The sequence below is a fragment of the Mycobacterium sp. PDNC021 genome (assembly GCF_048282635.1).
GTDB classification, from domain to species: domain Bacteria; phylum Actinomycetota; class Actinomycetes; order Mycobacteriales; family Mycobacteriaceae; genus Mycobacterium; species Mycobacterium llatzerense.
Genome location: NZ_CP182502.1, coordinates 2,772,503 through 2,795,368 on the forward strand (window position 1 = coordinate 2,772,503; position 22,866 = coordinate 2,795,368).

The window sequence follows — 22,866 nt, forward strand, 5'->3', positions numbered from 1 at the left end:
GGTCAGCGCTTTCCCCAGTCCCACGGGGGCGCGCTGATCATGGTCTGGCCGTCGACATGGCTTTCGCCCCACTGCTTGACCAGCTCGACTTCGCTTGCGTCGCAACCGGCCAGCAGCTCGCGCAGCCTGGCCGAGTGGGTGACCACCACGATCTGCGTCTTGCGCGCGGCGGCGGCGATCATGTCCGCGAGCGGACCTACCAGGTCGGGGTGCAGTGACGTCTCCGGCTCATTGAGCACCATGAGCTGAGGTGGCTCGGGGGACAGCAGGGCGGCGCCCCAGAGCAGGAATCGCAGTGTGCCGTCGGACAATTCTGCCGACCGGAGCGGACGGAGCATGCCGCGCTGGTGCAGCTGCAGTTCGAACAGGCCGCCGTCGGAGCTCACCGATATCTCGGCGCCGTCGAACGCATCCCCGACCGCCCGTGGCAGATCGTCGAACCCGGCTTCGAGGATGGTTTGCACGGCGGCGGCCAGGTCGCTGCCGTCGTCGCTGAGCACCGGGGTGCGGGTACCCACCTGGCGGCGGCGGGCCGGCGCATCCCGGTCGACCCGGAAGCCGTCGTAGAAGCGCCAGTCGCGCAACCGATCCCGAACCGCGGCCAGCTCGGGCAGTGCCTCCGGGTTCGCGTACTCGGCCAGCACGCTGCGGTAGCTGGGCAGGGCGCGGGTCAGCTCGTCGAAACCGCGGCCCGAATCGGAGGCCACTTCGGCGTAGGTCCGGGTGCGACGGACCAAGGAACTGCTCGGCCGGGGCGACGGCCCCGCGAACACGGTCTCCCGCTTGATCTCCGGGTCCTGCCCGAACATCGAGTTGTGGCCCGGGTCCTGCGGCAGCCCGAGATCGATGAAATAGCCGAAATCGGTTGCCGCGAAGCCGAGTTCGAGTGACACGGGCCGGGTCCGGCCGGTGCCCTCTGTGGCGCCGGTCCGGCGGGCCCCACTGGTGTTCTCCGGGCCGGCCCACAGCACCGACTGCAACCCGCCTTCGCGGGCCAGGGATCCGATGACCTCACCACGCCCGCAGTCGGCCAGTAGTCCCAGTGCCCGGTACACCGACGACTTGCCCGTGCCGTTGGCGCCGGTCACCACGGTCAATTCCGAGAGCGGCAGCACGATCTCGCGCAGCGACCGGTAGCCCCGGATGGCGATGGTGGTGAGCACTGCTACGGCATCTCCAGTTCCAGGCGTACCCCGAGCAGCCGCACCGGCCGGTCCAGCTCGAACTCGTGCAACAGATCGATGGCGGTCCGGGTGATGGTCTCGAGATCGGTCCCGGCAACCGGCAACTTACGAATCTTGGTGCGGGTGAAGAACGTCTTGGTGCGCAGGGTCACCGCGACCCGGGTTGCCTCCCGACCCTGCTCGACGATTTCGTCCAGCGTGCGCCGAGCCAAATCCGTGACAGCGGCTGCCATCTCGGCGGTGTCGGTGAGGTCCTGCGGGAACGTCACCACATGACTGCGCGAGCGCGGCACCCACGGCTCGGCCGTCACGGTGCTGTCGCCGCCGCCCTTGGCCAGCAACAGAATCCACAGTCCCGTCGTCGGGCCGAAGGTCGAGGTGAGCAGCTCCGCATCGGTACGGGCCAGCTCTGCGACGGTGGTGATGTCGAGCTCGGCAAGCTTTTTCGCGGTCTTGGGGCCGACGCCCCAGAGCGCGTCGACCGGACGGTCGCCCATCACCGTCATCCAGTTCTCGGCCGACAGGGCGAAAACCCCGGCCGGCTTGCCGAATCCGGTGGCGACCTTGGCGCGCTGCTTGTTGTCGCTGATGCCGACGCTGCACGACAGCCCGGTCTCGGCGGCGATCACGGCGCGAATCTTCTCGGCGAGTTCGAACGGATCAGCCACGGACGCACCGACATACGCCTCGTCCCAGCCCCACACCTCGACCGGATGTCCGAGGTCGCGGAGCAGGCCCATCACCTGTTCGGAGGCTTCGTCATACGCGGGCGCGTCGGAGGGCAGGAACACGGCCTCCGGACACTTGCGGGCTGCGGTGCGCAGCGGCATCCCGGCGTGGACGCCGAATTCCCTTGCCTCGTAGGAGGCGCAGGTGACGACCTTGCGAGGTTCGGTGGGATCGCCGCTACCACCCACGATGACCGGCTGCCCGACCAGCTCAGGGTGCCGGCGCAGTTCGACGGAAGCCAGGAACTGGTCGAGGTCGACGTGCAGCACCCACGTCATCTCAGTGCCCACAAAGCTTGTGCGCCACGCTTTCCCACGCAGCGCCCTGCGCCTGCAGGCTGTGGCCGAGATCGTCGTGCTGGTGGCTCACGTAGTCGGCTTCGAGCAGGGCCAGCAGGGCATCGGTCTGGGCATTCAGATTCCCCGTGGTGCCGGCGGAGTTCAGCAGCATCCGGACGTGGGTGCGGTGGACGGCGGCAGCGGCCCCGAAGCGGCTCTGCGGGTCGCGCCCCGCGTCGGACAGCAGGGCACGGTGCTGCCAGACGAACTGGAGCCGGTCACGGCCGTAGGCGACCAGCCGTTCCAGTGGTGGTGCGCCGGGTCCAAGTGGGGGTGGGCCGAACATCAGGGCATTCTGCTCGACCTGCTCGTCCTCGTCGAGAAGTACGAGCATCAGGCCGGAGCGGCTGCCGAACCGGCGAAACAAGGTGCCCTTGCCGACGCCGGCCTCGACTGCGATGTCATCCATCGTGACGGCCTCGGCGCCGCGCTCGGCGATGAGTCGGCGGGCCGCGTCGAGCAGCAGGAGCCGGTTGCGCGCTGCGTCGCCGCGTTCGACCGGCGCCGCGGGTGTCATCGGCAGGCCGGCCATGGGCAGGTTTGTCGGCCGCAGCTGCGCCAACCCGTCGCTCATGAAAAAACTTTAGCTCAGGTGGAATTAATCGGACCACAGTCCGGTTGACTCGTGCGAGGATCGGTTCGCCGGAACCGGCCACAGACACAAGCTAGGGGAAAGAAAATGGCAGAAACCAAGGTCCTGGTCCTGGTCGGCAGCCTCCGTGCGGCCTCGCTGAACCGGCAACTCGCCGAGGTCGCGGTCGAGTCGTCGGCAGACGGTGTGACGGTACGCGTGGCAGACGGGCTGGCCGACCTGCCGTTCTACAACGAAGACCTGGACAACGAGTCACTGCCCGAAGCGGTGGTCGCGCTGCGCCAGATCGCGGGCGACGCCGACGCCATCCTGGCCGTGACGCCGGAGTACAACGGCACCATTCCCGCCGTCTTGAAGAACGCGATCGACTGGCTGTCCCGCCCCTATGGCGCCGGTGCCGTCAGCGGCAAGCCGTTGGCCGTGATCGGTACCGCGCTCGGGCAGTACGGCGGTGTGTGGGCGCACGACGAGACGCGCAAGTCGTTCGGCATCGCCGGTGCGGATGTCGTGGACGTCAAGTTGTCGCTGCCGGCTTCGGCGTTCGACGGCAAACATCCGCGGGAGGCTGCGGAGGTTGTCGATGGCGTGCGCGAGGTGATCGCCAAGTTGGCCGCCGAGGTCGGCTGACCCAAGAACTGGCAGGGCCGTCGGCATCCGGGAACGGATGCCGACGGCCCTTTGTCGTCCTTCGGGGACAAAAGGACTGACGACGAACTACGGTTTGGGGGTGGCCGGGAGAACAGGCAGCTAATGGCCGGTGGCGGGGACCGCAACGATGACGCGTTGACCCAAGCGGTGGCCGGAATCGGCACGCGGCTGGACACTCGCCTCACCGACATCACGCGCTCGGTCTCGGATCAGCTGGTGTCCGATATCGCCGAGCTGCGCGACGAGGAACAACTGCAGCAGATTCTGGGCGATTCGGTCGCCGCGAACATCGACGCGTTCTTCGCCGCAGCCCGGCACGGTATCTCGATCGACCTCCTGCACGCTCCGGCGGCCGCGATCGAACACGCGCGCCGACTGGCGCAACGGGACATCTCGGCCAATGTGCTGGTCCGGTCGTACCGACTGGGTCATCAGGCGGTGTTGAAAGCTGTGCTGGAGGAGATCCGGACCGCGGACCTCGATCCGCGACTGGGGTTGGACGTGTTCGACGTGATGTCGACGATCTCGTTCAACTACATCGACCGGATCTCCCAAGAGGTGGTCGAGGTCTACCAGCAGGCTCGGGAGAGCTGGCTGGAGAACCGAAATAGCGTGCGTATCACAGAGATTCGTGAACTACTTGCCGGTGGCGACGTCGACATCGACACCGCGACGGTGGCGATCCGGTACCCGCTGCAGCGCACCCACCTCGCAGTGGTCTTGTGGTGCGACGACTCCGAGGATCGGCTGGCCGAGATGGAGCGCCTGGTCCAGCAGTTCGCCGCATCGATCGGCGCGGCAGATTCTCCACTGTTCATCTCGGTTGATCGGGCCACGGCGTGGGCCTGGGTCGCGGTGCCCGCGGCAGTGATGGATGAGGCGGTGACGTGGCTGGGCAGCCTGGTGCCGGCCGAGGGCCCATACGTGGCGGTCGGCACCCCGCAGTCCGGCGTCGCCGGCTTTCGGCTGTCACACCGGCAGGCCGAAGATGCCCGCATCGTCGCCGTGGCGTCGGGACCGCAGCGCCGGCGATTCACCGCGTTCGGTCACCGCGGTGTCGCGCTCGCGGCGCTGCTGGGGTCGAACGTCGACGCGCTGTCTGCGTGGGCCACGGAAGTGCTTGGCCCACTGGCCTGTTCGACGGTCAGCGACCAGCGCCTGCGGGAGACGCTGCAGGCCTTCCTGAAGGCGGGCGGCAGCAACAAGGCCGCGGCAGAGGAGTTGCATCTGCACACGAACTCGGTGAAGTACCGGGTGCAGCGCGCGATCGAACGCCGGGGCAGGCCCATCGAAGACGACCGGCTCGACGTGGAAGTCGCCCTGCTGCTGTGCAGTCAGTTCGGTGACCGAATGCTGGATCCGGCGGATGACGGCGGGTAGGGGCGGGTGACGGCGAGCCATGCTGGCGCGCGATGTCCCTTCGTGTAACCCCGGTGGCTATCTACTTCTCGAAGTGGCCCCGGGGTGTGCCGGGCCGCACCGATGAGACGGGGCCAATGTGTCTGCACAGCGTGACCCTGTGCACCGACCCCCACTGCGGGTGGTCTCGTCGGATTCCCGGTATCCCGACTGGGAATCCGTCTATCAGGACAACGCGAGGTGGGTGTACCGCACGATCTACGCGCGGGTCGGCAATCAGGCCGACGCCGAGGACCTCACCGCCGAGGTGTTCCTCGCCGCGTTGCGGCCGTTGCGGCTGACGGCGAGTGCCGCTGAGGTGCGGTCTTATCTGCGGAGTACCGCGCGCACGGTGCTCGCCGCGCACTGGCGCGAGACGATGGGTCGGGAGATCACCGTGATCGACCTCGATATCGAGGCGCCACCGGAAGCGGAACCGTCGATCAGCACCGCGCCGGACCGCGTCGCCGCGGTGTTGGAGGCCTTGCCGGACAACTATCGACGCATACTGGAGCTGCGATTTCTCCAGACCAAGTCGATCAAGGAATCGGCAGCGGAGCTCGGTGTCAGCGTCGCCAACGCAAAGGTGTTGCAACACCGGGCATTACGGCTGGCGGCACAGATCAACGAGAAGGGCGAGCCATGAACGCGCGGGGGTTGCGTCGGTACCTCGACGATCTGCTGCGCGGGCGCAAGCCGTCCGGGTTCAAGCCCGACGACTTCGATGCGGCGCAGATGCGGACGGCGATCGACCTGCAGGCGGCCCGGCCCGGTGCCGACGAGCCGCGTCCGGAATTCCTCGCCGATCTGCAGGGTCGCCTGGCTGCGCAATTCGACGGCGACGACGCGGCAGCGGCGAAGACCAGCTGGCTACGTGCCAACCGTCGTCAGGTGATCGTCGGGACCTCCGCGGCCGCCAGCGCCGCGGTCGCGGCGGTGGCCGTCGACCGGGCTTTGGTGGGGCGCAGTGGGCCGGCGAATCCGGACACCGCGAGCCAGGAGATGGTGCCGTCCGCGGGCAGCTGGCAGAAGGTCGCCGACAGCTCCGACGTGTCTGAGGGGGCCGTGCATCCGTTCGACCTGGGCTCGGTCGTGGGGTTCGTGCGCAGGGTCGACGGGAACGTGCAAGGCATCTCGGGGGTCTGCACGCACCAGGGCTGCCGGCTCTGGTTCGACGGACCGGACAACCGGCTGCGCTGCCCGTGCCATTCCACGTCGTTCGCCACGGATGGGCACGTCCTGACGCATCAGCTGCCGATCGCGCCAAAACCCTTGCCGAAGTTCGATGTTCGCGAGGTGGGCGGCGTGATCGAGGTGTTCGCGCCGACTCCTCCGACTCAGCCGGCCTGAGGCGTGTAACCCGCCGCCGTATCTGTTGGTGAGGGTGCGCAGGCGCACCCGTACCCGACGACTACGGAGGTTCCCGTCGTGTCGCGACGATCCCTGGTGGCGCTCTCTGCCGCCGCCCTGCTGCTGGCCGCATGCAGCTCGACGGCACCGCAGCAAAAAGCAGCACCCACACCTGTTTTCAGCTCCGACGTCAGTGGGACGCCCGGGATGAGCGGACCTGGTGCCGGCTCCGGACCTGCGATGGGCTCGATGGGGTCGATGACCATGTCCCCGCCCGAACCCGGCCACCAGGCGCCGGCTCCAGCGGGGCCGAACGCCGTCAACATCGACAACTTCGCCTTCGCTCCCGACACCCTGACGGTGCCGGCCGGAACGACGGTGACCTGGACCAACCGCGACGAAGACCCGCACAACATCGTCGCCGAAGGTGGCCAGTTCCGCTCTCCGACAATGGGTTCCGGGGCCACCTTCAGCTACGTCTTCGCGGCGCCCGGCACGTTCACGTACGTGTGCGGGATTCATCCCTTCATGCACGGGACGGTGGTGGTCCGATGAATGACTCGGCAACCGGCGACCCGCAGCAGATGAACCGTCGTCAATTGCTCCGGCACACCGCGTGGTTCGGCGCCGCAGTCGGATTGTCGGTGGTCGGTGGGGAAGTGCTGTCGCATGTCGCGGGCAACTCATCCGGCCCGTCGCCGCAGCCCACGCTGCGCTTCGCGCAGGTCAGTGACAGCCACATCGGCTTCACCGGTGCCGCCAATACCGACGTCGCGGGCTCGTTCACCCATGCCATCGACACCATCAACAACCTGGGCTACACCCCGGATTTCGTCATCCACACCGGCGATCTGACGCATCTGGCGACCTCGGAACAGTTCGATCAGGTCCGGCAGATGATGACCGGGTTGCGCACGCCGCACGTGTTCACCGTTCCGGGGGAACATGATTCGGCCGACGACGCCGGGGCCAAGTACCGGCAGGCGTTTGGGGCGGGCACCCGCGGTGACGGTTGGTACAGCTTCGATATCGCCGGGGTTCATGTCATCGCTCTGGTGAACACCCTGAACCTCAAGAAGCTCGGTCACCTGGGCGTCGATCAGCTCGAATTCGTGGAGAAGGACGTCGCCTCGCTGTCCAGTGATACGCCGGTCGTGGTGTTCAGCCACATCCCGCTGTTCGCGATGTACCCCGATTGGGGCTGGGGGACCGACGACTCCGCGCAGGCGTTGAGCTACCTGAAGCGGTTCGCGTCGGTGACCTGCCTCAACGGCCATGTGCACCAGGTGTTTTCCAAGACGGAAGGCAACATCACCTTCCACAGCGGGACCACCACTGCCTATCCGCTGCCGCATCCCGGGGACGGTCCGGCGCCGAAACCGCTGACGCTGCCGGCCGGCAAGCTGCACGACGCGCTCGGTATCCGTGAGGTCAGCTACCAGACCGGCCAGCAGGCGCTCGCGCTCAAGGAACGGACCCTGCTGTGACTCTTGTCTACCGTCTCGTGATCGCAGCGGCCATGCTGGCGAGCGGCGTGCTGCACGCGTACCTCTATCTGCACGGGTACCGGCACATCCCGACGGTCGGCACCGGCTTCCTGGTGCAGGCGTCGGTGTTCTGTGCCGTCGGGGCATTGCTGGCGGTGGGTGCTCCGCGGTGGTTCGGCTGGGCGTCGGGCCTGCTGTCGGCGGGGGCGCTGGCGGCCTTCGGCATGTCGCGAACAGTCGGATTGTTCGGATTCGTGGAGACGGGTTGGGAGCCGGTACCGTATGCAGTCCTCAGTGTGGTCGCCGAAGCGGTGGCCGTGCTGGCGGCAGGGGTGTGGGCGGTACGTGCCACGCGGGGGTGATAGTCGCATTTGTCACGTCCGTCACGGCTGTACCACAGCTGTGGCGTCTGTCGCGCGGGAATCGGCGTAGCTGGCGACTTCCGTCGGACGGGGTCCGGCGTGTCGCAGGCGGCGCGTCGCCGCAACTTGTCGGTGGCTGGTGATAAACCGGTAGTTGGAGCGCGACACGCCCCCGGGTGTGATGTGCGACACGCCGGGAGAGTGTCTCGGTATCAGCCTTACGACCTGGGAATTTCACGAATGTTGTTCAGAACATCTTGTATCTGTTCGGTTTGTCGCCCACTAGGTGTAGTGTTTGACGGACCGACAGGCCCCAACGAATTGAGGGTCGGCCGGGGCCGGAAAATCAGTCGGGCGGGGATTCTCAGGGATTCTCGGACGTACTGGCGGAGCGGCTCAGGACGACCGGAGATGCGGGAATTTCAGGGATTGCCGGGCCGCTGATCCAGATGGGGATATCAGCGGAAAGCGATAACCCGTCAGTTGCCAGCCATGTTCAGTTCAGCTTCCAGGCCTTCGAAGAGGAGTCGTACCGAGATGACCGTCACCGTGTACACCAAGCCGGCATGTGTGCAGTGCAACGCCACCTACAAGGCGCTGGACAAGGCGGGCATCGCTTACGAGAAGGTCGACATCAGCATCGATGATGAAGCTCGTGAGTACGTGCTGGCGCTCGGCTACCTGCAGGCCCCGGTCGTGGTGACCGACAGCGAGCACTGGTCGGGCTTCCGCCCCGACCGGATCAAGGCGCTCAGCACCGTGGCGGTCACCGCCTAGCAACCAACCAACCGGGGGAGGAGAAGGAACAGTGAGCAATCTCGTCTACTTCTCCAGCGTGTCGGAGAACACCCACCGCTTCGTCCAGAAGCTGGGTATCCCGGCCACTCGCATCCCCCTGCATGGCCGCGTCGAGGTCGACGAACCCTACGTCCTGGTGCTGCCGACCTACGGCGGCGGGCGGGCCACCCCGGACGTCAACGACGGTGGCTACGTACCGAAGCAGGTCATCGCTTTCCTCAACAATGAACACAACAGGTCGTTGATCCGTGGCGTTATTGCCGCGGGCAACAACAACTTTGGTGCTGAATTCGCCTACGCGGGCAATGTGGTCTCCCGTAAGTGCGGTGTTCCGTACCTCTACCGCCTCGAACTCATGGGAACCCCGGACGACGTCACTGCCGTTCGTGAGGGTCTGGAAGACTTCTGGAAGGAACTCTCGTGCCACCAACCGTCACAGCTGCAGAACCGGTAGCCGCAACCACGCACGCGCTGCCCGGTGAGAGCGACTACCACGCTCTCAACGCGATGCTCAACCTGTACGACGCGGACGGCAAGATCCAGTTCGACAAGGATGCGCTCGCAGCGCGGGAGTACTTCCTGCAGCACGTGAACCAGAACACGGTGTTCTTCCACAGCCAGGATGAGAAGCTCGATTACCTGATCGAGAAGGAGTACTACGAGCGCGAGGTGCTCGACCAGTACAGCCGCAACTTCGTCAAAGAGCTGCTGGACCGGGCCTTCGCCAAGAAGTTCCGTTTCCCAACGTTTTTGGGTGCGTTCAAGTACTACACCAGCTACACGCTCAAGACCTTCGACGGCAAGCGCTACCTGGAGCGCTTCGAGGACCGCGTCGTCATGGTGGCCCTCACGCTGGCCGCCGGTGACACCGAGCTGGCCGAGAAGCTGGTCGACGAGATCATCGACGGCCGGTTCCAGCCGGCCACCCCGACGTTCCTCAACTCGGGCAAGAAGCAGCGCGGCGAGCCCGTGTCGTGCTTCCTGCTGCGCATCGAGGACAACATGGAGTCCATCGGCCGCTCCATCAACTCGGCGCTGCAGCTGTCCAAGCGCGGCGGCGGAGTTGCGTTGCTGCTCAGCAACATTCGCGAGCACGGTGCGCCGATCAAGAACATCGAGAACCAGTCCTCGGGTGTCATCCCGATCATGAAGCTGCTGGAGGACTCGTTCTCCTACGCCAACCAGCTCGGTGCCCGTCAGGGCGCGGGTGCGGTGTACCTGCACGCGCACCACCCCGACATCTACCGCTTCCTCGACACCAAGCGCGAGAACGCCGACGAGAAGATCCGGATCAAGACGCTCTCGCTGGGCGTCGTCATCCCGGACATCACCTTCGAGCTGGCCAAGAAGAACGAGGACATGTACCTCTTCTCGCCGTACGACGTGGAGAAGGTCTACGGGGTGCCGTTCGCCGACGTCAACGTCACCGAGAAGTACTACGAGATGGTCGACAACGGCGCCATCCGGAAGACCAAGATCAAGGCCCGCGAGTTCTTCCAGACCCTCGCCGAGCTGCAGTTCGAGTCGGGCTACCCGTACATCATGTACGAGGACACGGTGAACCGGGCGAATCCGATTGCCGGCAAGATCACCCACTCCAACCTGTGCTCGGAGATCCTGCAGGTCTCCACCCCGTCGGAGTTCAACGAGGACCTGTCCTACGCCAAGGTCGGCAAGGACATCTCGTGCAACCTGGGCTCGCTGAACATCGCGAAGGCCATGGATTCGCCGGACTTCGCGCAGACCATCGAGGTGTCGATCCGCGCGCTCACCGCAGTGTCGGATCAGACCCACATCTGGTCGGTGCCGTCGATCGAGCAGGGCAACAACGACTCTCACGCCATCGGCCTTGGCCAGATGAACCTGCACGGCTACCTCGCTCGCGAGCAGATTTACTACGGCTCTGACGAGGGCATCGACTTCACCAACATCTACTTCTACACGGTGCTCTTCCACGCGCTGCGCGCCTCGAATCGCATTGCGATCGAACGCGGTACGAAGTTCGGTGGGTTCGAGAAGTCGAAGTACGCCTCGGGTGAGTTCTTCGACAAGTACACCGAGCAAGAGTGGACACCGAAGACTGACAAGGTCCGCCAGATCTTCGCCGACGCCGGCATTCACATTCCGACGCAAGACGATTGGCGTTCACTGAAGGAGTTGGTGCAGGCGCACGGCATCTACAACCAGAACCTGCAGGCCGTTCCCCCGACGGGCTCGATCTCGTACATCAACCACTCGACGAGCTCGATCCACCCGGTCGCGTCGAAGATCGAGATCCGCAAGGAAGGCAAGATCGGCCGCGTCTACTACCCGGCGCCGTACCTCACCAACGACAACCTGGAATACTACCAGGACGCGTACGAGATCGGCTACGAGAAGATCATCGACACCTACGCCGCGGCCACTCAGCATGTGGACCAAGGGCTTTCGCTGACGCTGTTCTTCAAGGACACAGCCAGTACTCGTGACGTCAACAAGGCGCAGATCTACGCCTGGCGCAAGGGCATCAAAACGCTGTACTACATCCGGCTCCGCCAGATGGCCTTGGAAGGGACGGCCGTGGAGAATTGCGTCAGCTGCATGCTGTGATACTTGGTTGCTGACAGCGGGATTCATGACTGCCAGAACTCCGACCGGAGGCCTGATCTATGGGATCAGGCTCCGGTCGGAGTCTGTTTATCGCTATGTCGGCCTTACGACAAAAACGGCACAGGTGCGGCTGCGGCAGCATCTGAAAGTCGCTGGTACCGAGACAAAGACGCCGTTCTATGACTGGTTGCGTAAGCAGCAGCGCGAAGATCTGATCGTGGATCCGCTGGACTGGACAGACGGACTCGACGAGCTCGGCGAGGCCGAGATTGCGTGGATATCGCTTCTTCGCCAGGAGGGTCATCCACTGCTGAACCTCGCGGACGGTGGACTCGGACCGACGGGCGTTGTGTGGACCGCGGAGATGCGAGAGGCGGCGAGGATTCGATCGACCGGTCGGAAGGTTCCCAGCCGATTCGGCGAGGAGAACCCGTTCTATCAGCGGACGCACTCCGCCGAGCAACGAGCGAAGTGGTCGGTGACACGTAAAGGCACGAACGTCGGTGCTGACAATCCCAACTACGGGAAGTTTGGTGCTGACCACCCCAGTTTCGGCCATGTGATGTCGGACGAGGCCAAGGCCAAGCTTTCAGAGCAGCGGAAAGGCGCTGGAAACCCCAATTTTGGTCGGAGTGCGAGCGAAGAAACGCGCGCCAAACTGTCAGCGGCTCTAAAAGGCCGGCCGATGCCGTCGAGTCGACGTAGTGCACATACCCGACACCACACAAATCGCGGAATCAAGAAAGACACCTGCCAGTACTGCATTGAAGACTCGAGTTGAGTGTGCCCGCGAGCTCGCACGGACCGATCCTGATCGACCGCGCTGGCCGGCGATATCCGGCTGACGAACCCCGATGGCGTGGTGATGACGGCACCCCGTTGGTCTTCGAGGCGCTGCCGGGCATCGGCCGCGAGCAGATCGATACCGCGATCAACTCCCAGTGGCGGTATCGCGCCGCTCTGCCAAATCCGTTGGCGCACATCGAACCGGTGACCCTCGGTGAGGGTCGGACACCATTGATGACCCGCAATTTCGACGGCATCGACGTCGGACTGAAAGTCGAGTCGATGAACCCCACCGGCAGTTTCAAGGATCGCGGCGTTGCGGTGATGACGACTGCCTTACGTCATCAGGGGATCAGCCGGGCACTCGAGGATTCCAGCGGCAACGGAGGATCTTCCGTCGCCGCGTACTGTGCGGCGGCGGGCATCGAAGCCCACATCCTGGTGCCCGCTGCCACCTCGCCGAACAAGATCGTGCAGAGCCGACTGCACGGTGCCATCGTGGAGCTGGTGCCGGGCACTCGTCAGGAGGTGGCCGACGAGGCCGTGCGTCGAGCCGAAACATGTTTCTACGCAAGCCATAATTGGCACCCGTACTTCCTGCAAGGCATCAAACTGATCGCCTACGAGATCTGGGAGGACCTCGGATTCCGCGCTCCCACCGCGATTGTCGTTCCTGCCGGCGCCGGCAGTCTGGTCCTCGGCTGCGCTGTCGGATTCGGCGAACTGTACCGATCCGGCGCGATCGACCGCGTGCCACGAATCTTCGTCAGTCAGCCGCAGAACTGCTGCCCGCTCGTCGCCGCCATCGAGCAGGGCCGGGCTGAGGCTGTTGAACAACGATGGTCGACGACCCTCGCCGAGGGCACAGCCATCGCGAAGCCGGTGCGGGATCGTGAAGTCCTGCAAGCGATCCGGGATACCAGGGGGACGGCTGTCGCGATCCCGGAGGACGAATTGCTGCCTGCAGTCAGTGAATTCGCCCGCACCGGGCTGTTCGTTGAACCCACCAGCGCCCAGATCTTGCCGGCGCTGCGCCGGCTACGGGCAGCCGGCGAGCTCAACGCCGCAGACACGATCGTTGCGGTCCTCACCGGATCAGGGCTGAAAGCCAGTCACCTGCTCACGCCGGGGAGTAGCGCTGGCGAGGTCGGCCGGTCGAGCCATACTGCAGGCCCATCGTGAGCGTGCCGGCTCGCACCAGATCCGCGAGGTAGCGCCGCGCTGTAGCCGGAGCGACGCCGACCAGCTGCGCGATTTCGTCCGCCAACAGAGGTTCGCCCGCCTCGCGGAGCGCGTCCACGATCAGGCGCTCGGTCAGCGGGGCGCCGTCGTCCTTCTTGGTGGCTGGCCGCTCGGACCGCAGCGCCGAGACCGCAGAGTCCACCTGCTCCTGAGTCAGGTGTGGGCCGTCGAGGATCCGCCGATAGGCCGTGTAGGCGGCCAGGCGTCGCGCCAACTCGGTATTCGGGAACGGCTTGATGAGATAGTGCAGGGCGCCCGCCGCGAACCCGGCCCGGATGCTCGCCGCATCGTCCGCGGCACCCAGGACGAACGCGTCGCAGCGCAAGCTACGCACCAGGTCGATGCCAGAGCCGTCCGGCAAGTAGACGTCTACCAGCGCCAGGTCCACGGGTACCTGCGCGGCGTCGGCGCGGGCCACGATCGCCGTCGCTTCCGCGACGGTTCGCGCCGAGCCGACCGTGACCAATCCGACCATCGAGTCCACCACCGAGGCGTGCAGCGCGGCGACCCGAAAGTCGTCGTCCACCACCAGGATTCGCAGGTCACGCGTCATCGTTCAGAACACCTCCCGGAATTTTGGCCAGCACTGTGGTCGGCTCGCCGTCCGTGCCGCCGCCGCGCGCGGCGACGACGACGTCCCCGCCGTGCCCACGCGCCACTTGCCGTGCGATGGCCAGGCCCATACCGCGCCCACCCGGCACCGTCGGATCCGATCGCGTGGTGACCCCCTCCAGGAAAGGGTCGTCGACGGTGAACCCGGCCCCGGTATCGGTCACCACGATCACCAGATCATTTCCGTCGCGCAGCAGATCGAGCTCCACGACCGGAGGCTGCGCATGCGAGATATCGGCCGCCGCGTCGATCGCGTTGTCGAGCAGATTCCCCACCACCGTGGTGGTATCCACCGGGTGGGCGAGCGTGCCGACCAGTGCCGTCTCTTCGCCCACCCGCAGCACGACACCGCGCTCGTGTGCACGGGCGGCCTTCGCGCCGACGAACGCCCGCAGATGCGGCTCGTCCAGCCGCTCGAGACCCGGCACGGGCGCGACGCCGGCTTGCCCGGTGATCTCGTCGAGGTACGTCAGCGCCTCGGCGGTCCGGTTGTCGCGGAGCAGGCCTGCCACCACGTGCAGGCGGTTCGCCGACTCGTGGCGTTGTGCCCGCAATGCCGAGCTCATCGCTTGCACCGAGTCCAGTTCTCGCGTGAGCGCCTCGATGTCGGTGCGGTCCACGGCGGTCAGCACGGTGCCCAGGTCGGTGCCGTCGCGGTGCACCCGTCGGGACGACACCAGCACGACGCGTTCGTTGACGGCCGCGGCGACCGGCACCGTCGTCGGCTCCGCCGCGACCGCGGACACGCGGGGGGTGAGGCCCAGATCGCTGAGCGGCGTTCCCGGCGCGGCGGTGACACCGAGCAACTCCCGCGCCCGCTCGTTGATCACGCGGGCGATGCCATCCGCGTCGATCGCGATGACTCCCTCCGCACCCGAATGCAATACCGCGTCCTGTTCACGGATCAGCTCGGCCATCTCCTCGGGCTCCAGGCCGAGGGTGAGGCGGCGCCACCGCCTGGTCAACAGGGCCGAGCCGATCGTCCCCACTGTCAGCGCAAACCCCACCAGTGCAATCAGGAGCAGCAGGCTGCGGTGGGTCGCCCGATTTACGGTATCCATCGGCACGCCAACACTGACCAGGCCGACGACGGTGCCGTCCAGACCGCGGATCGGTGCCTTTGCGCGGACCGAATCGCCGAGTGTGCCCTGCTGCACGGTCAGCTCGGACTCTCCACCGAGTACGGCGGACGGATCGGTGCTGAGGGGCCGATCCAGCAGCGTCGCGTCGGGATGTGCGATGCGATAGCCGGCGTCGTCGGCGATGACCACGAACAGCACCCCGGTACGGGCGGTGATGGCTGCGGCCTGCCGCTGCAGCGGGGCGGCAGCCAACTCGGCAGCGGAGGCGGGGTGCCCGGCCCGACGCGCCGCAGATTGGGCGGCAGCACCGGCCCGGACCTCCTGATCCGAGGCCACTGTCTCCGCGATGGCCTGGGCGCGGTGCGCGAATTCGGTTCGGGTCTGCGTGTCGGTGCGGTGGATGATGATGCCGAAACCGGCGGCCAGGCTGGCGGTCACGATCACCATCTGCAGGATCAGGATCTGGGTGCGTAATCGGATCCTCGGCATGATGGTCGAGGCTATCCCCGCCGATGACGCCTCGGCCGCGGATCGGCGCGTCAGAGCGGTATCTGGCCGAGAGCGACGCCCACCACCAGCATTACCAGCGAGACCACCGCCGCACGCCACAACACCTTCTTGTGATGGTCGGCGAGCCCGACGCCGGCCAGCGCGACCAGCAGCAGGATTGCCGGCACCAGTGGGCTCTGCATGTGGAACGGCTGGCCGGTGATCGAGGCCCGCGCCATCTCGGCCGCGCTGATTCCGTAGTGGCTCGCGGTCTCCGAGAGCACCGGCAGGACGCCGAAGTAGAAGGCGTCGTTGGACATCAGGAACGTGAACGGGATGGACAGCACGCCGGTGATCACGCCGAGGTGCGGACCCATCGACTCGGGGATGATGCCGGTGACCCAGGTGGCCACCGCCTCCACCATGCCGGTGCCCTTGAACACTCCGGTCAGCACAGCTGCGGCGAGCACCATGCCCACTACCGACACGATCGACGACGCGTGCCGGGTGATCGCGGCCTGTTGTTCGGCCACCTGCGGGAAGTTCGCCATGAGGGCCACCGCGGCGGCGATCATGAAGAGCACCGGGATGGGCAGGATGTCCATGGTGAGCACCGCGAGCAGTGCGACGGTGACGATCGCGTTGAACCACAACAGTTTTGGTCGAGCGAATTCACCGGAGATCGCGCCCGAGTCGTCGGCGGCACCCTCGAATGCATCACCGCCGAGGCCTGTCGGTTCCGACCCACCTCCGACACCGGCCAGGACCCGCTCGCGAACCACGATCGAGCCGATCCGCTTGCGCTCCAGCACTCCCAGGTGCCATGCGAACGCCAGCACGATGAACATTCCCGCGATCAGCGACGGGATCATCGGGACGAACACCTCGGACGGAGAGATCTTCAGTGCAGCCGCCGCGCGCGCGGTCGGGCCGCCCCACGGCAGGATGTTCATGGTGCCGTTCGCCAAGCCGGCGACCACGGTGAGTACCACCGGGCTCACCCCCAGCTTCAAGTAGAGGGGGAGTAGCGCGGAGACCGTGACGATGAAGGTGGTCGAACCGTCACCGTCGAGCGAGACCACCGCCGCGAGCACCGCGGTGCCGACCACCAGTCTCGCGGGATCGTGATCCACCATGCGGATGACGGTGCGAATCACCGGGTCGAACAGTCCGACATCGATCATGATCCCGAAGAACACAATCGCGAAGAACAGCATCGCGGCGGTGGGCGCCAGGTCCTTGATGCCGTCGGTGATCATCTTCCCGATCCCGCTGCCCGCCCCGGCCAGCAGGCCGAAGGTCACGGGAACGGCGATCAACGCCACAATGGGCGTTGCGCGCTTGGTCATGATGACGACCATGAAGGCGGCGACCATGGTCAGGCCGAGGGCAACCAACATCAGCTATCTCCTGAGGGTGTGACTGGAGCAATCTCAGAAGCGTCGCTGTAACCGGCATCACAATGCGAGCTTGTACATATTAATCGGGCTTTTGCGCGTTTCGCTCAGGGTTGTGCTGCCCGCGCTGACGGCCAGATCCCTTGGCCTGCTTCTATTCGGACACTCCTGCCGCCACGGGCGTCATGCAGAAGATCTGCCAGGAATGGCCGTCGAGATCGTTGTAGCTCCGGCCGTACATGAAGTCCTCGTCATCGGTGTCGCCCACCGTGCCGCCAGCGGCGATGGCGCGGTCCACGAGCCCGTCCACGCACTCGCGGCTGTCGACGCCCAAACAGACAACGCATTCCTTCTGCGACGCGTCAGCGGTCTGGACTGGATGCAAGGAGTCGAAGACGTCGCGCTGCGTCAGCATCGCGAACTGGTTCTCGCCCAGCGTCAACGTCACGGCGCTGTCGCTGCTGAAGTTCTCGTTGAACGAGTACCCGAGGCCGCTGAAGAACTCTCGCGAGCGCGCGACGTCGGCGACGGGCATGTTGATGAAGAGCATGGGATGCATCGGGCAACTCCTGTGGTCCGCGGCGCCCGGAAGTGGGGCCGTCACAGAGGTAGACCGCCCACCCACGCGGAACTCATCGTGTGCGCGAAGATGTTCCGATGTCGACCGGTAGCGTCGCGCGCGGCCCGTGTTCAGGGGAAGGCGTACCGCACGACCACGGGCGCGTGGTCGGACAGCCGCGCGTCGGGTGCGGCTTCCTTGTCGACGGTCACCGACACGGCGGTCCGCGCGAGCCGCGGCGTGGCCAGGTGGTGATCGATCCGCCAGCCCACGTCCTTGACGAATGACTCGCCGGCCCAACTCCACCAGGACAGCGGCCCCGGGCGGTCGCCGTGCAACGTCCGGACCACGTCGACGAGAGTGCGCGGCCCGATCTGTGCGTCCAGCCAGGCGCGTTCCTCAGGGAGGAAGCCCTCCATCTTCTGTGCGGGCCGCCAATTGGTCACGTCGTGCGGAAGATGGGCCAGGTTCAGGTCGCCGAGCAGCAGGAACTCGCGGCCCGCCTGGAGCGCCGCTCGGCGGTTCCGGCTCATCTCGCGCGCGAATGCCCCGAGAAAGCGCATCTTCCGGTCGTACTTGGCGCCACCGTCAGGCGTATCGCGCATGTTGCCGGGCCGCTGCAGGTGCGCGGGCAGGCCGCCCTTCGGCAGGTATAGGCACGCCACCGTGAGTGGAACGTCCGCGAGGTCGACCTCGAGGTACCGGCCCTCGTGCGCATAGGCCCCGAGGCCCCGAGTGCGCGGCGGATGTGAGACCCAGGTCCGCACACCCGACGGTGCTTCGCGCGTCAGGATCGCGACGCCGTTGCGGCCCGGGATCGAGCCGCAGTCGATTGCCGCGTGATAACCGTCGAATGCGCCGACCTCCTTGGGTGGGCAGCGCAACTCCTGCAGGGCCACCACATCGAGCCCCCGCCCGGCGAGCCAGGCGTCGAAGCCGCGACGGCGTGCCGCCCGGACCCCGTTGACGTTGAACGTGGCGATGCCCAGCGGCGAGTTTGGCGTGTCAGTCATCGGGTCTACCAAAGCAGATCGGCATGGTGACGTCGTCGCGCCTCGGGTTGCACGCCGACTGGCTAGTCATTGCACGCAGATCGCGACTGTGTGTGCGATGAGTTGGCCGATCGGTGGAGTGCGATTCAGCCGGTGCAGCCGCTTAACCCGCCGCGTTTGCTAGATCTGCAGGTAGTGTCACGCTGATCGCGCTGTCGTACCGACGGAGAGGGTGGTCGTGTCGCAGGAGTGGGTGCTCGCCGTCAGTCTGGGAACCCTGGCGATGGCGGGCGTCGGGCTGCTCTTCTTCGTCGTATGGCTGGTGGACCGAAGGCGGACCAGCGCGCTCTTTTTCGCCCTGGCGATCGGGTGCTACAGCGCGGCGACGACCGCGCTTTCGGTCCCGCTGCCTGCAGCGTTCGCATCATCGGTCCACGGAGTACTGTTCCCGGTCGCCATGGCGCTGCTGGCCGATGGGTTGCTGCGGCGGGTGGGAGACCGGTTGCCCCGCGGTTACCTGGTCTGGTACGTCACGGTCTCCGTGATCGTGGTGTGGTGCCTCGCTTACCCCTGGCCCCTCATCGTCGGACGGATCATCACCCAGAATCTGGGGACGGCGCTGCTACTGTTTGCCGTGGTGCGTCGCCTCTGGCGCCGCGTGCCAAAAACCGGCACCGATCGGGCCGCGCTCACCGCCTCGGCTGCGCTGGCGGTCGCTCTCGGCGCGGATGTGGTGGCCGCACTGTTCTCGAACGTGCCGCGTGAACTGACGAACCGGGCCGAACTGGACAGCTACATGTCTTCGAACCTCGAGGTGTTTCTCATCGTGGCGAGCACGATCGTGCTGCCGGCGTGCATGATCACGCTGTTGGCTGTGACTGTGATCGATGTCGTGCAGGAGCTGCGGTTCCAGCGGGATCGGGACGAGCTGACGGGTGTGCTCAATCGGCGGGGTTTCAACCATCGTGCGGAGGCCATGCTCCAGAGCGCCGAGAGCTGCGCTTTCATCCTGGCTGACCTCGACCACTTCAAGGCCGTCAATGACACCTTGGGGCATTCGGGCGGAGACAAGGTGCTGAAGGCCTTCGCGCGCATCCTGAACCAATGTCCGGGCGAGGCGCGGATCATCGGTCGCGTCGGAGGCGAGGAGTTCGCCGTCCTGCTGCCCGACGCCGATACCCAGACCGCCGTCGAGTGGGCCGACGCCGCCCGGGCCCGGATGGTCGCTCAAGCTCCCGAGCTCGGCGACGGAATGGCAACGGTGACTGCGAGTTTCGGGATCGCCGCCGGCGGCCCGCGATCCCGGTTGGACGCCCTCGTCAATGAGGCGGACGAGGCGCTGTACCGGGCCAAACTCGGGGGCCGCAATCAGATCGTGGTGCGCTCGTAGGCCCCGCGAGCTACCCGTCTCAGATCAAGTCAGGCGTCAGCCTTCGCGGGCCTGATCCGCGTGCAGCGCCTTGATGCGTCGCTGATCGCGCAGCACCTGCTGGTAGCTCTCGCGTTCGATGATCAGCCAATCCGGCTTCTCCTCGAGCAGCTGCTCGATCTGCTCAGTGGTCAGGGCATCCCCGACGTCACCGCGCGCAAGACCGGAGATCGAGATGCCCAACTTGGCAGCCACCAGGTTCTTGGGGTGCGGCCCGTTCTTGCGGAGGTCCATGAGCCACTGCGGCGGGTCGGCCTGCAGGGCGGCGAGCTCGTCGCGGGTGATTGCGTTCTCCTGGAACTCCGCAGGCGTCGCGGGCAAGTAGACGTCCAGCTTCTTCGCCGCGGTGGCGGGTTTCATGGACTGCGCGTTGGGCCTGCTCATGGGCATCAGCCTATCGGTAGGTCGCCGGGATAACCCCGTACGATCCGCGAGGTGGAGTTTTCGACGCTGGATCTCGCGACACGCAAGTTCTGGCGGGCGACCGGACGAGGCGTCGACCTCGATGGCGGCGAGGCCTGGCTGCAGGCGCCACTTGGATCCCGCGGCGGCGGGAACAGCTGGCTGCTCGAGGAAGCGGCTCGGCGCGGTGGGGCCTTGCTGGACGGCGATCTGGACGCCGGCCTGCAACCCGATCTCGAGGGTCTTTCCGGGCCGGGGTTCGACGCCGCGGCCGTCCACCCGATGATTCACGATTTCTACACGCACACGGCGCGGTGGCGCATGGAGGTCTGGAGCAGCTGGTCGCCGTTGTTCTGGCCGGGCGGTGAGCTGATTTCGCGTGTGTTCGGCAAGCGCGTGCAGCAACTGGCTCTGCCGATGCGACCCCTCGATGTGGCGCGGGGCATCGACGGCCGGGTTTCGGTGATCACTGACGGCGGCGGGGCACAGGTTGCCGCTGGCTGGATTCGGACCCTGCGCGGCAATGGTGACACCGTGTTCAGCGGATGTTATTCGCGCAGAACGCTTCCCGGTGCCGAGCGGCCGAGCGTGCACGTGACGTTCCCGTTGGAGGAGGGCAACGTTCAGGTGTTCCTGCAGCCGCAGCACCTGCCGGACGGCGGCCTGCGACTGTCCTCACCGGCGGGCCCGTGGGGTGCCGAAGGGGCGTACGTCCTGGTGCGCGATCGCGGGCGCTATTTCGCGCGGCGCGCGCCCGTGCATGAGACATTCGACCTCTACGTCGACGGTGAGCAGGTGCTCCGCACCGATCATGTCCTGCGGATGTGGAACATGCCGGCCGTCCGCTTGCACTACAAGCTGGAACGCCGCGGAACGTAACCGGTACGCCCGTCCCAACTGCCGTGCTCGGACAGCGGACGGAACCGGTAGGTCGCGAACTCGCGGTGAAAGTCGCGGCGACGCCGTTCTGCCATCGCATCGGCATGTCGAAGCGGCTCGACGACCTCTGCCGCGGCACCCCGGCCGTGCACCATGTCCGTCATCGCCCGAACCGAGTTCCAGATCGAGAAGGTCGAGATCGAGCGGGGCGGGCGCATCGCGGCCAGCGCCAGGGTGGCCTCCGGATGGTCGCGGACCAGCCGCTCGACCGGCTTGCCCCAGGTGAGGAAGCGGGGGACCTCGGGCAATCGCATCCGGGCCAGGGTGACTGCGACGACGGGCTCGTCGTCGTCGGAGACATCTGCCTGTTGCGGCAGGCCGGGGAGCGCCGCCAGTGTGGACCAGCGTCGCAGGAACGTCATCCGGACGTGCCAGCCCGCGGCGAACCGCGCGCCGGAACCGGCCAGAAATTCGTCGATCGCGCTCTCGTCGTCCCAGCGGGCGAACATCGCCAGCCGCCGCAACTGCAGTCGGTCGGGGGAGACGGTCGGCGCGCCGAGCCGCATCAACGACAGGCACTCGGCGTAGTGCAGCCCTGCCACCTGCTCCGGCCGCGGCGGTCGTCGCAGTAGCGGCACCGTCGCAGTGACAGGCATCTCGACGAGATGGAATGTGAAGACGCCGAGTCGGGTCATGCCTCAATTATCGGCGCCGACAGCGAACCACCCGACACTCGTTTGGGTAGCGTGATGGCCGTGAGTTCGCCCTCGTTGACCCTCGGGTACGTCCCCGGCGGGACGCCCGCGAAGTGGGCGCGGATCTGGGCCGATCGCCACCCAAGGGTCCCGCTGGTGCTGCACCCCGTCACCGCGGCGGCTGCGGCCGACGCACTGCGGGCCGGGACCATCGACGTCGCTCTGCTCCGGCTGCCGGCGGACACGACGGGACTGGCCGTCATCGCGCTCTATGAGGAGACGACGGTGGCCGTGGTGCCGACCGATCACGTGCTCACCGCCGTCGACGACATCGCTGCCGCGGACCTTGACGGTGAGCCGATCCTCATCCCGCTCGACCACGTCGTCGCGTGGGCGGACGCGCCCGGTAACCCAGTCGATCACCGGCCCGAAACCACCGAGGACGCAATAGAACTCGTCGCCGCCGGGATGGGTGCGCTCATCGTTCCGCAGTCACTGGCGCGGCTGTATCACCGCAAAGACCTCACGTACCGGCCGATCACCGACGCGCCCACCTGCCCCGTCGCGCTCGCCTTCCCGGAAGGGGAGCAGCCGGAACTGGTCGAGGAGTTCATCGGCATCGTGCGGGGCCGCAAGGCCAGCTCGTCGCGGGGGCAGGCCGAGCCGGCGCCGAAACGCAGCGCGCGGGAAAAGACCCTGGCGAAGCAGGCTGCCCGGGCCGCGGCGGGAAAAACCGCGGCAGGCAAGGTCGCCCGCAAGCCGGGGAAGGCGCAGCGCGGCCGTCGCTGAGGCGGCGACGCCGGTCGACACCGAGCGGCCGGCTGTTG

Annotated in this window: 25 protein-coding genes; 15 read left to right on the forward strand and 10 right to left on the reverse strand. The window is 66.5% G+C overall.

The window, feature by feature from the left end:
- Positions 1-2: 2 nt before the first annotated feature.
- Genes ACNO8X_RS13110 through ACNO8X_RS13120 form a run of 3 tightly spaced genes read right to left on the reverse strand, consistent with a single transcriptional unit; the run spans position 3 to position 2,783 of the window.
- Positions 3-1,163: an AAA family ATPase gene (locus tag ACNO8X_RS13110; RefSeq protein WP_418005636.1), complete on the reverse strand. Its 1,161-nt coding sequence runs from the start codon at positions 1,161-1,163 to the stop codon at positions 3-5.
- A 2-nt stretch (positions 1,164-1,165) separates the two neighbouring features.
- Positions 1,166-2,191, reverse strand: coding sequence for a DNA polymerase IV (locus ACNO8X_RS13115; protein WP_418005881.1), 1,026 nt, complete (start codon positions 2,189-2,191; stop codon positions 1,166-1,168).
- A gap of 1 nt (position 2,192) precedes the next feature.
- Positions 2,193-2,783 (reverse strand): helix-turn-helix domain-containing protein, encoded by a 591-nt coding sequence (locus ACNO8X_RS13120; RefSeq protein ID WP_418005882.1) that lies wholly within the window; start codon positions 2,781-2,783, stop codon positions 2,193-2,195.
- A 147-nt stretch (positions 2,784-2,930) separates the two neighbouring features.
- Here ACNO8X_RS13120 and ACNO8X_RS13125 point away from each other — a divergent pair, with 147 nt between their 5' ends.
- The 12 genes from ACNO8X_RS13125 (at position 2,931) to ACNO8X_RS13180 (ending at position 13,443) form a co-directional block, all read left to right on the forward strand.
- Positions 2,931-3,470 carry an NADPH-dependent FMN reductase gene (locus tag ACNO8X_RS13125; protein ID WP_418005638.1) on the forward strand — a complete coding sequence of 180 codons (540 nt, stop codon included), beginning with the start codon at positions 2,931-2,933 and terminating at the stop codon, positions 3,468-3,470.
- Between the two features lie 123 nt (positions 3,471-3,593).
- Positions 3,594-4,871 carry a PucR family transcriptional regulator gene (locus ACNO8X_RS13130; RefSeq protein ID WP_418005639.1) on the forward strand — a complete coding sequence of 426 codons (1,278 nt, stop codon included), beginning with the start codon at positions 3,594-3,596 and terminating at the stop codon, positions 4,869-4,871.
- 118 nt (positions 4,872-4,989) lie between these two features.
- Positions 4,990-5,535 (forward strand): RNA polymerase sigma factor, encoded by a 546-nt coding sequence (locus tag ACNO8X_RS13135; protein ID WP_043395129.1) that lies wholly within the window; start codon positions 4,990-4,992, stop codon positions 5,533-5,535.
- The gene (locus ACNO8X_RS13140) at positions 5,532-6,239 is read left to right on the forward strand and encodes a Rieske (2Fe-2S) protein (RefSeq protein ID WP_418005640.1); all 708 of its coding nucleotides are present in this window, start codon (positions 5,532-5,534) and stop codon (positions 6,237-6,239) included. Before ACNO8X_RS13135 ends, ACNO8X_RS13140 begins: the two co-directional genes overlap by 4 nt.
- Positions 6,240-6,317: 78 nt before the next feature.
- Complete coding sequence (locus ACNO8X_RS13145; RefSeq protein ID WP_418005641.1) at positions 6,318-6,794, forward strand: cupredoxin domain-containing protein; 477 nt, start codon at positions 6,318-6,320, stop codon at positions 6,792-6,794.
- On the forward strand, positions 6,791-7,726 hold the full coding sequence (locus ACNO8X_RS13150) for a metallophosphoesterase family protein (RefSeq protein WP_418005643.1): 936 nt from the start codon (positions 6,791-6,793) through the stop codon (positions 7,724-7,726). Before ACNO8X_RS13145 ends, ACNO8X_RS13150 begins: the two co-directional genes overlap by 4 nt.
- A 32-nt stretch (positions 7,727-7,758) precedes the next feature.
- Entirely contained in the window at positions 7,759-8,088 is a 330-nt protein-coding gene (locus ACNO8X_RS13155; RefSeq protein ID WP_418005883.1) for a hypothetical protein, read from the forward strand.
- A 537-nt stretch (positions 8,089-8,625) separates the two neighbouring features.
- Positions 8,626-8,865, forward strand: coding sequence for a glutaredoxin-like protein NrdH (nrdH, locus tag ACNO8X_RS13160; RefSeq protein ID WP_020104016.1), 240 nt, complete (start codon positions 8,626-8,628; stop codon positions 8,863-8,865).
- Between the two features lie 31 nt (positions 8,866-8,896).
- A complete protein-coding gene (gene nrdI, locus ACNO8X_RS13165) occupies positions 8,897-9,340 on the forward strand; it encodes a class Ib ribonucleoside-diphosphate reductase assembly flavoprotein NrdI (protein ID WP_418005644.1) in 444 nt (147 codons plus the stop codon).
- Positions 9,307-11,475: a class 1b ribonucleoside-diphosphate reductase subunit alpha gene (nrdE, locus tag ACNO8X_RS13170; protein ID WP_418005645.1), complete on the forward strand. Its 2,169-nt coding sequence runs from the start codon at positions 9,307-9,309 to the stop codon at positions 11,473-11,475. Before nrdI ends, nrdE begins: the two co-directional genes overlap by 34 nt.
- Before the next feature lie 25 nt (positions 11,476-11,500).
- On the forward strand, positions 11,501-12,256 hold the full coding sequence (locus tag ACNO8X_RS13175; RefSeq protein ID WP_418005646.1) for an NUMOD3 domain-containing DNA-binding protein: 756 nt from the start codon (positions 11,501-11,503) through the stop codon (positions 12,254-12,256).
- 2 nt (positions 12,257-12,258) lie between these two features.
- Positions 12,259-13,443: a threonine synthase gene (locus ACNO8X_RS13180; RefSeq protein ID WP_418005884.1), complete on the forward strand. Its 1,185-nt coding sequence runs from the start codon at positions 12,259-12,261 to the stop codon at positions 13,441-13,443.
- Here ACNO8X_RS13180 and ACNO8X_RS13185 read toward each other — a convergent pair.
- From ACNO8X_RS13185 to ACNO8X_RS13205, 5 genes are all read right to left on the reverse strand, one after another.
- The gene (locus tag ACNO8X_RS13185) at positions 13,382-14,056 is read right to left on the reverse strand and encodes a response regulator (RefSeq protein ID WP_418005647.1); all 675 of its coding nucleotides are present in this window, start codon (positions 14,054-14,056) and stop codon (positions 13,382-13,384) included. The genes ACNO8X_RS13180 and ACNO8X_RS13185 overlap by 62 nt on opposite strands.
- On the reverse strand, positions 14,046-15,686 hold the full coding sequence (locus tag ACNO8X_RS13190; protein WP_418005648.1) for an ATP-binding protein: 1,641 nt from the start codon (positions 15,684-15,686) through the stop codon (positions 14,046-14,048). Before ACNO8X_RS13190 ends, ACNO8X_RS13185 begins: the two co-directional genes overlap by 11 nt.
- 50 nt (positions 15,687-15,736) lie before the next feature.
- Positions 15,737-17,086 carry a CitMHS family transporter gene (locus ACNO8X_RS13195; protein WP_418005649.1) on the reverse strand — a complete coding sequence of 450 codons (1,350 nt, stop codon included), beginning with the start codon at positions 17,084-17,086 and terminating at the stop codon, positions 15,737-15,739.
- Positions 17,087-17,237: 151 nt separating this feature from the next.
- Entirely contained in the window at positions 17,238-17,642 is a 405-nt protein-coding gene (locus ACNO8X_RS13200; RefSeq protein WP_418005650.1) for a VOC family protein, read from the reverse strand.
- A gap of 131 nt (positions 17,643-17,773) precedes the next feature.
- Positions 17,774-18,655: an exodeoxyribonuclease III gene (locus ACNO8X_RS13205; protein WP_418005651.1), complete on the reverse strand. Its 882-nt coding sequence runs from the start codon at positions 18,653-18,655 to the stop codon at positions 17,774-17,776.
- A gap of 217 nt (positions 18,656-18,872) precedes the next feature.
- Here ACNO8X_RS13205 and ACNO8X_RS13210 point away from each other — a divergent pair, with 217 nt between their 5' ends.
- On the forward strand, positions 18,873-20,024 hold the full coding sequence (locus ACNO8X_RS13210) for a diguanylate cyclase (protein ID WP_418005652.1): 1,152 nt from the start codon (positions 18,873-18,875) through the stop codon (positions 20,022-20,024).
- A gap of 36 nt (positions 20,025-20,060) precedes the next feature.
- On the opposite strand, the gene ACNO8X_RS13215 is transcribed toward ACNO8X_RS13210, so the two are convergent.
- Positions 20,061-20,447 carry a DUF5997 family protein gene (locus ACNO8X_RS13215; protein WP_418005653.1) on the reverse strand — a complete coding sequence of 129 codons (387 nt, stop codon included), beginning with the start codon at positions 20,445-20,447 and terminating at the stop codon, positions 20,061-20,063.
- 51 nt (positions 20,448-20,498) lie between these two features.
- On the opposite strand from ACNO8X_RS13215, the gene ACNO8X_RS13220 reads away from it, so the two are divergent.
- A complete protein-coding gene (locus ACNO8X_RS13220; protein WP_418005654.1) occupies positions 20,499-21,344 on the forward strand; it encodes a hypothetical protein in 846 nt (281 codons plus the stop codon).
- Here ACNO8X_RS13220 and ACNO8X_RS13225 read toward each other — a convergent pair.
- Positions 21,317-22,039, reverse strand: coding sequence for a hypothetical protein (locus ACNO8X_RS13225; protein WP_418005655.1), 723 nt, complete (start codon positions 22,037-22,039; stop codon positions 21,317-21,319). The two genes, ACNO8X_RS13220 and ACNO8X_RS13225, sit on opposite strands and share 28 nt — an antisense overlap.
- Positions 22,040-22,099: 60 nt before the next feature.
- On the opposite strand from ACNO8X_RS13225, the gene ACNO8X_RS13230 reads away from it, so the two are divergent.
- Positions 22,100-22,828, forward strand: a complete 729-nt coding sequence (locus ACNO8X_RS13230; RefSeq protein ID WP_418005656.1) for a LysR family substrate-binding domain-containing protein — start codon at positions 22,100-22,102, stop codon at positions 22,826-22,828.
- Positions 22,829-22,866: the final 38 nt, after the last annotated feature.

What these genes read in the sequence shown, in the direction of transcription:
- ACNO8X_RS13115 (WP_418005881.1), bottom strand. Translation starts at nt 2,191, where the DNA reads ATGACGTGGGTGCTGCACGTCGACCTCGACCAGTTCCTGGCTTCCGTC.
- ACNO8X_RS13120 (WP_418005882.1), bottom strand. Translation starts at nt 2,783, where the DNA reads ATGGCCGGCCTGCCGATGACACCCGCGGCGCCGGTCGAACGCGGCGAC.
- ACNO8X_RS13125 (WP_418005638.1), top strand. Translation starts at nt 2,931, where the DNA reads ATGGCAGAAACCAAGGTCCTGGTCCTGGTCGGCAGCCTCCGTGCGGCC.
- ACNO8X_RS13130 (WP_418005639.1), top strand. Translation starts at nt 3,594, where the DNA reads ATGGCCGGTGGCGGGGACCGCAACGATGACGCGTTGACCCAAGCGGTG.
- ACNO8X_RS13140 (WP_418005640.1), top strand. Translation starts at nt 5,532, where the DNA reads ATGAACGCGCGGGGGTTGCGTCGGTACCTCGACGATCTGCTGCGCGGG.
- ACNO8X_RS13150 (WP_418005643.1), top strand. Translation starts at nt 6,791, where the DNA reads ATGAATGACTCGGCAACCGGCGACCCGCAGCAGATGAACCGTCGTCAA.
- ACNO8X_RS13155 (WP_418005883.1), top strand. Translation starts at nt 7,759, where the DNA reads ATGCTGGCGAGCGGCGTGCTGCACGCGTACCTCTATCTGCACGGGTAC.
- nrdH (WP_020104016.1), top strand. Translation starts at nt 8,626, where the DNA reads ATGACCGTCACCGTGTACACCAAGCCGGCATGTGTGCAGTGCAACGCC.
- ACNO8X_RS13175 (WP_418005646.1), top strand. Translation starts at nt 11,501, where the DNA reads ATGACTGCCAGAACTCCGACCGGAGGCCTGATCTATGGGATCAGGCTC.
- ACNO8X_RS13185 (WP_418005647.1), bottom strand. Translation starts at nt 14,056, where the DNA reads ATGACGCGTGACCTGCGAATCCTGGTGGTGGACGACGACTTTCGGGTC.
- ACNO8X_RS13190 (WP_418005648.1), bottom strand. Translation starts at nt 15,686, where the DNA reads ATGCCGAGGATCCGATTACGCACCCAGATCCTGATCCTGCAGATGGTG.
- ACNO8X_RS13195 (WP_418005649.1), bottom strand. Translation starts at nt 17,086, where the DNA reads ATGTTGGTTGCCCTCGGCCTGACCATGGTCGCCGCCTTCATGGTCGTC.
- ACNO8X_RS13200 (WP_418005650.1), bottom strand. Translation starts at nt 17,642, where the DNA reads ATGCATCCCATGCTCTTCATCAACATGCCCGTCGCCGACGTCGCGCGC.
- ACNO8X_RS13205 (WP_418005651.1), bottom strand. Translation starts at nt 18,655, where the DNA reads ATGACTGACACGCCAAACTCGCCGCTGGGCATCGCCACGTTCAACGTC.
- ACNO8X_RS13215 (WP_418005653.1), bottom strand. Translation starts at nt 20,447, where the DNA reads ATGAGCAGGCCCAACGCGCAGTCCATGAAACCCGCCACCGCGGCGAAG.
- ACNO8X_RS13225 (WP_418005655.1), bottom strand. Translation starts at nt 22,039, where the DNA reads ATGACCCGACTCGGCGTCTTCACATTCCATCTCGTCGAGATGCCTGTC.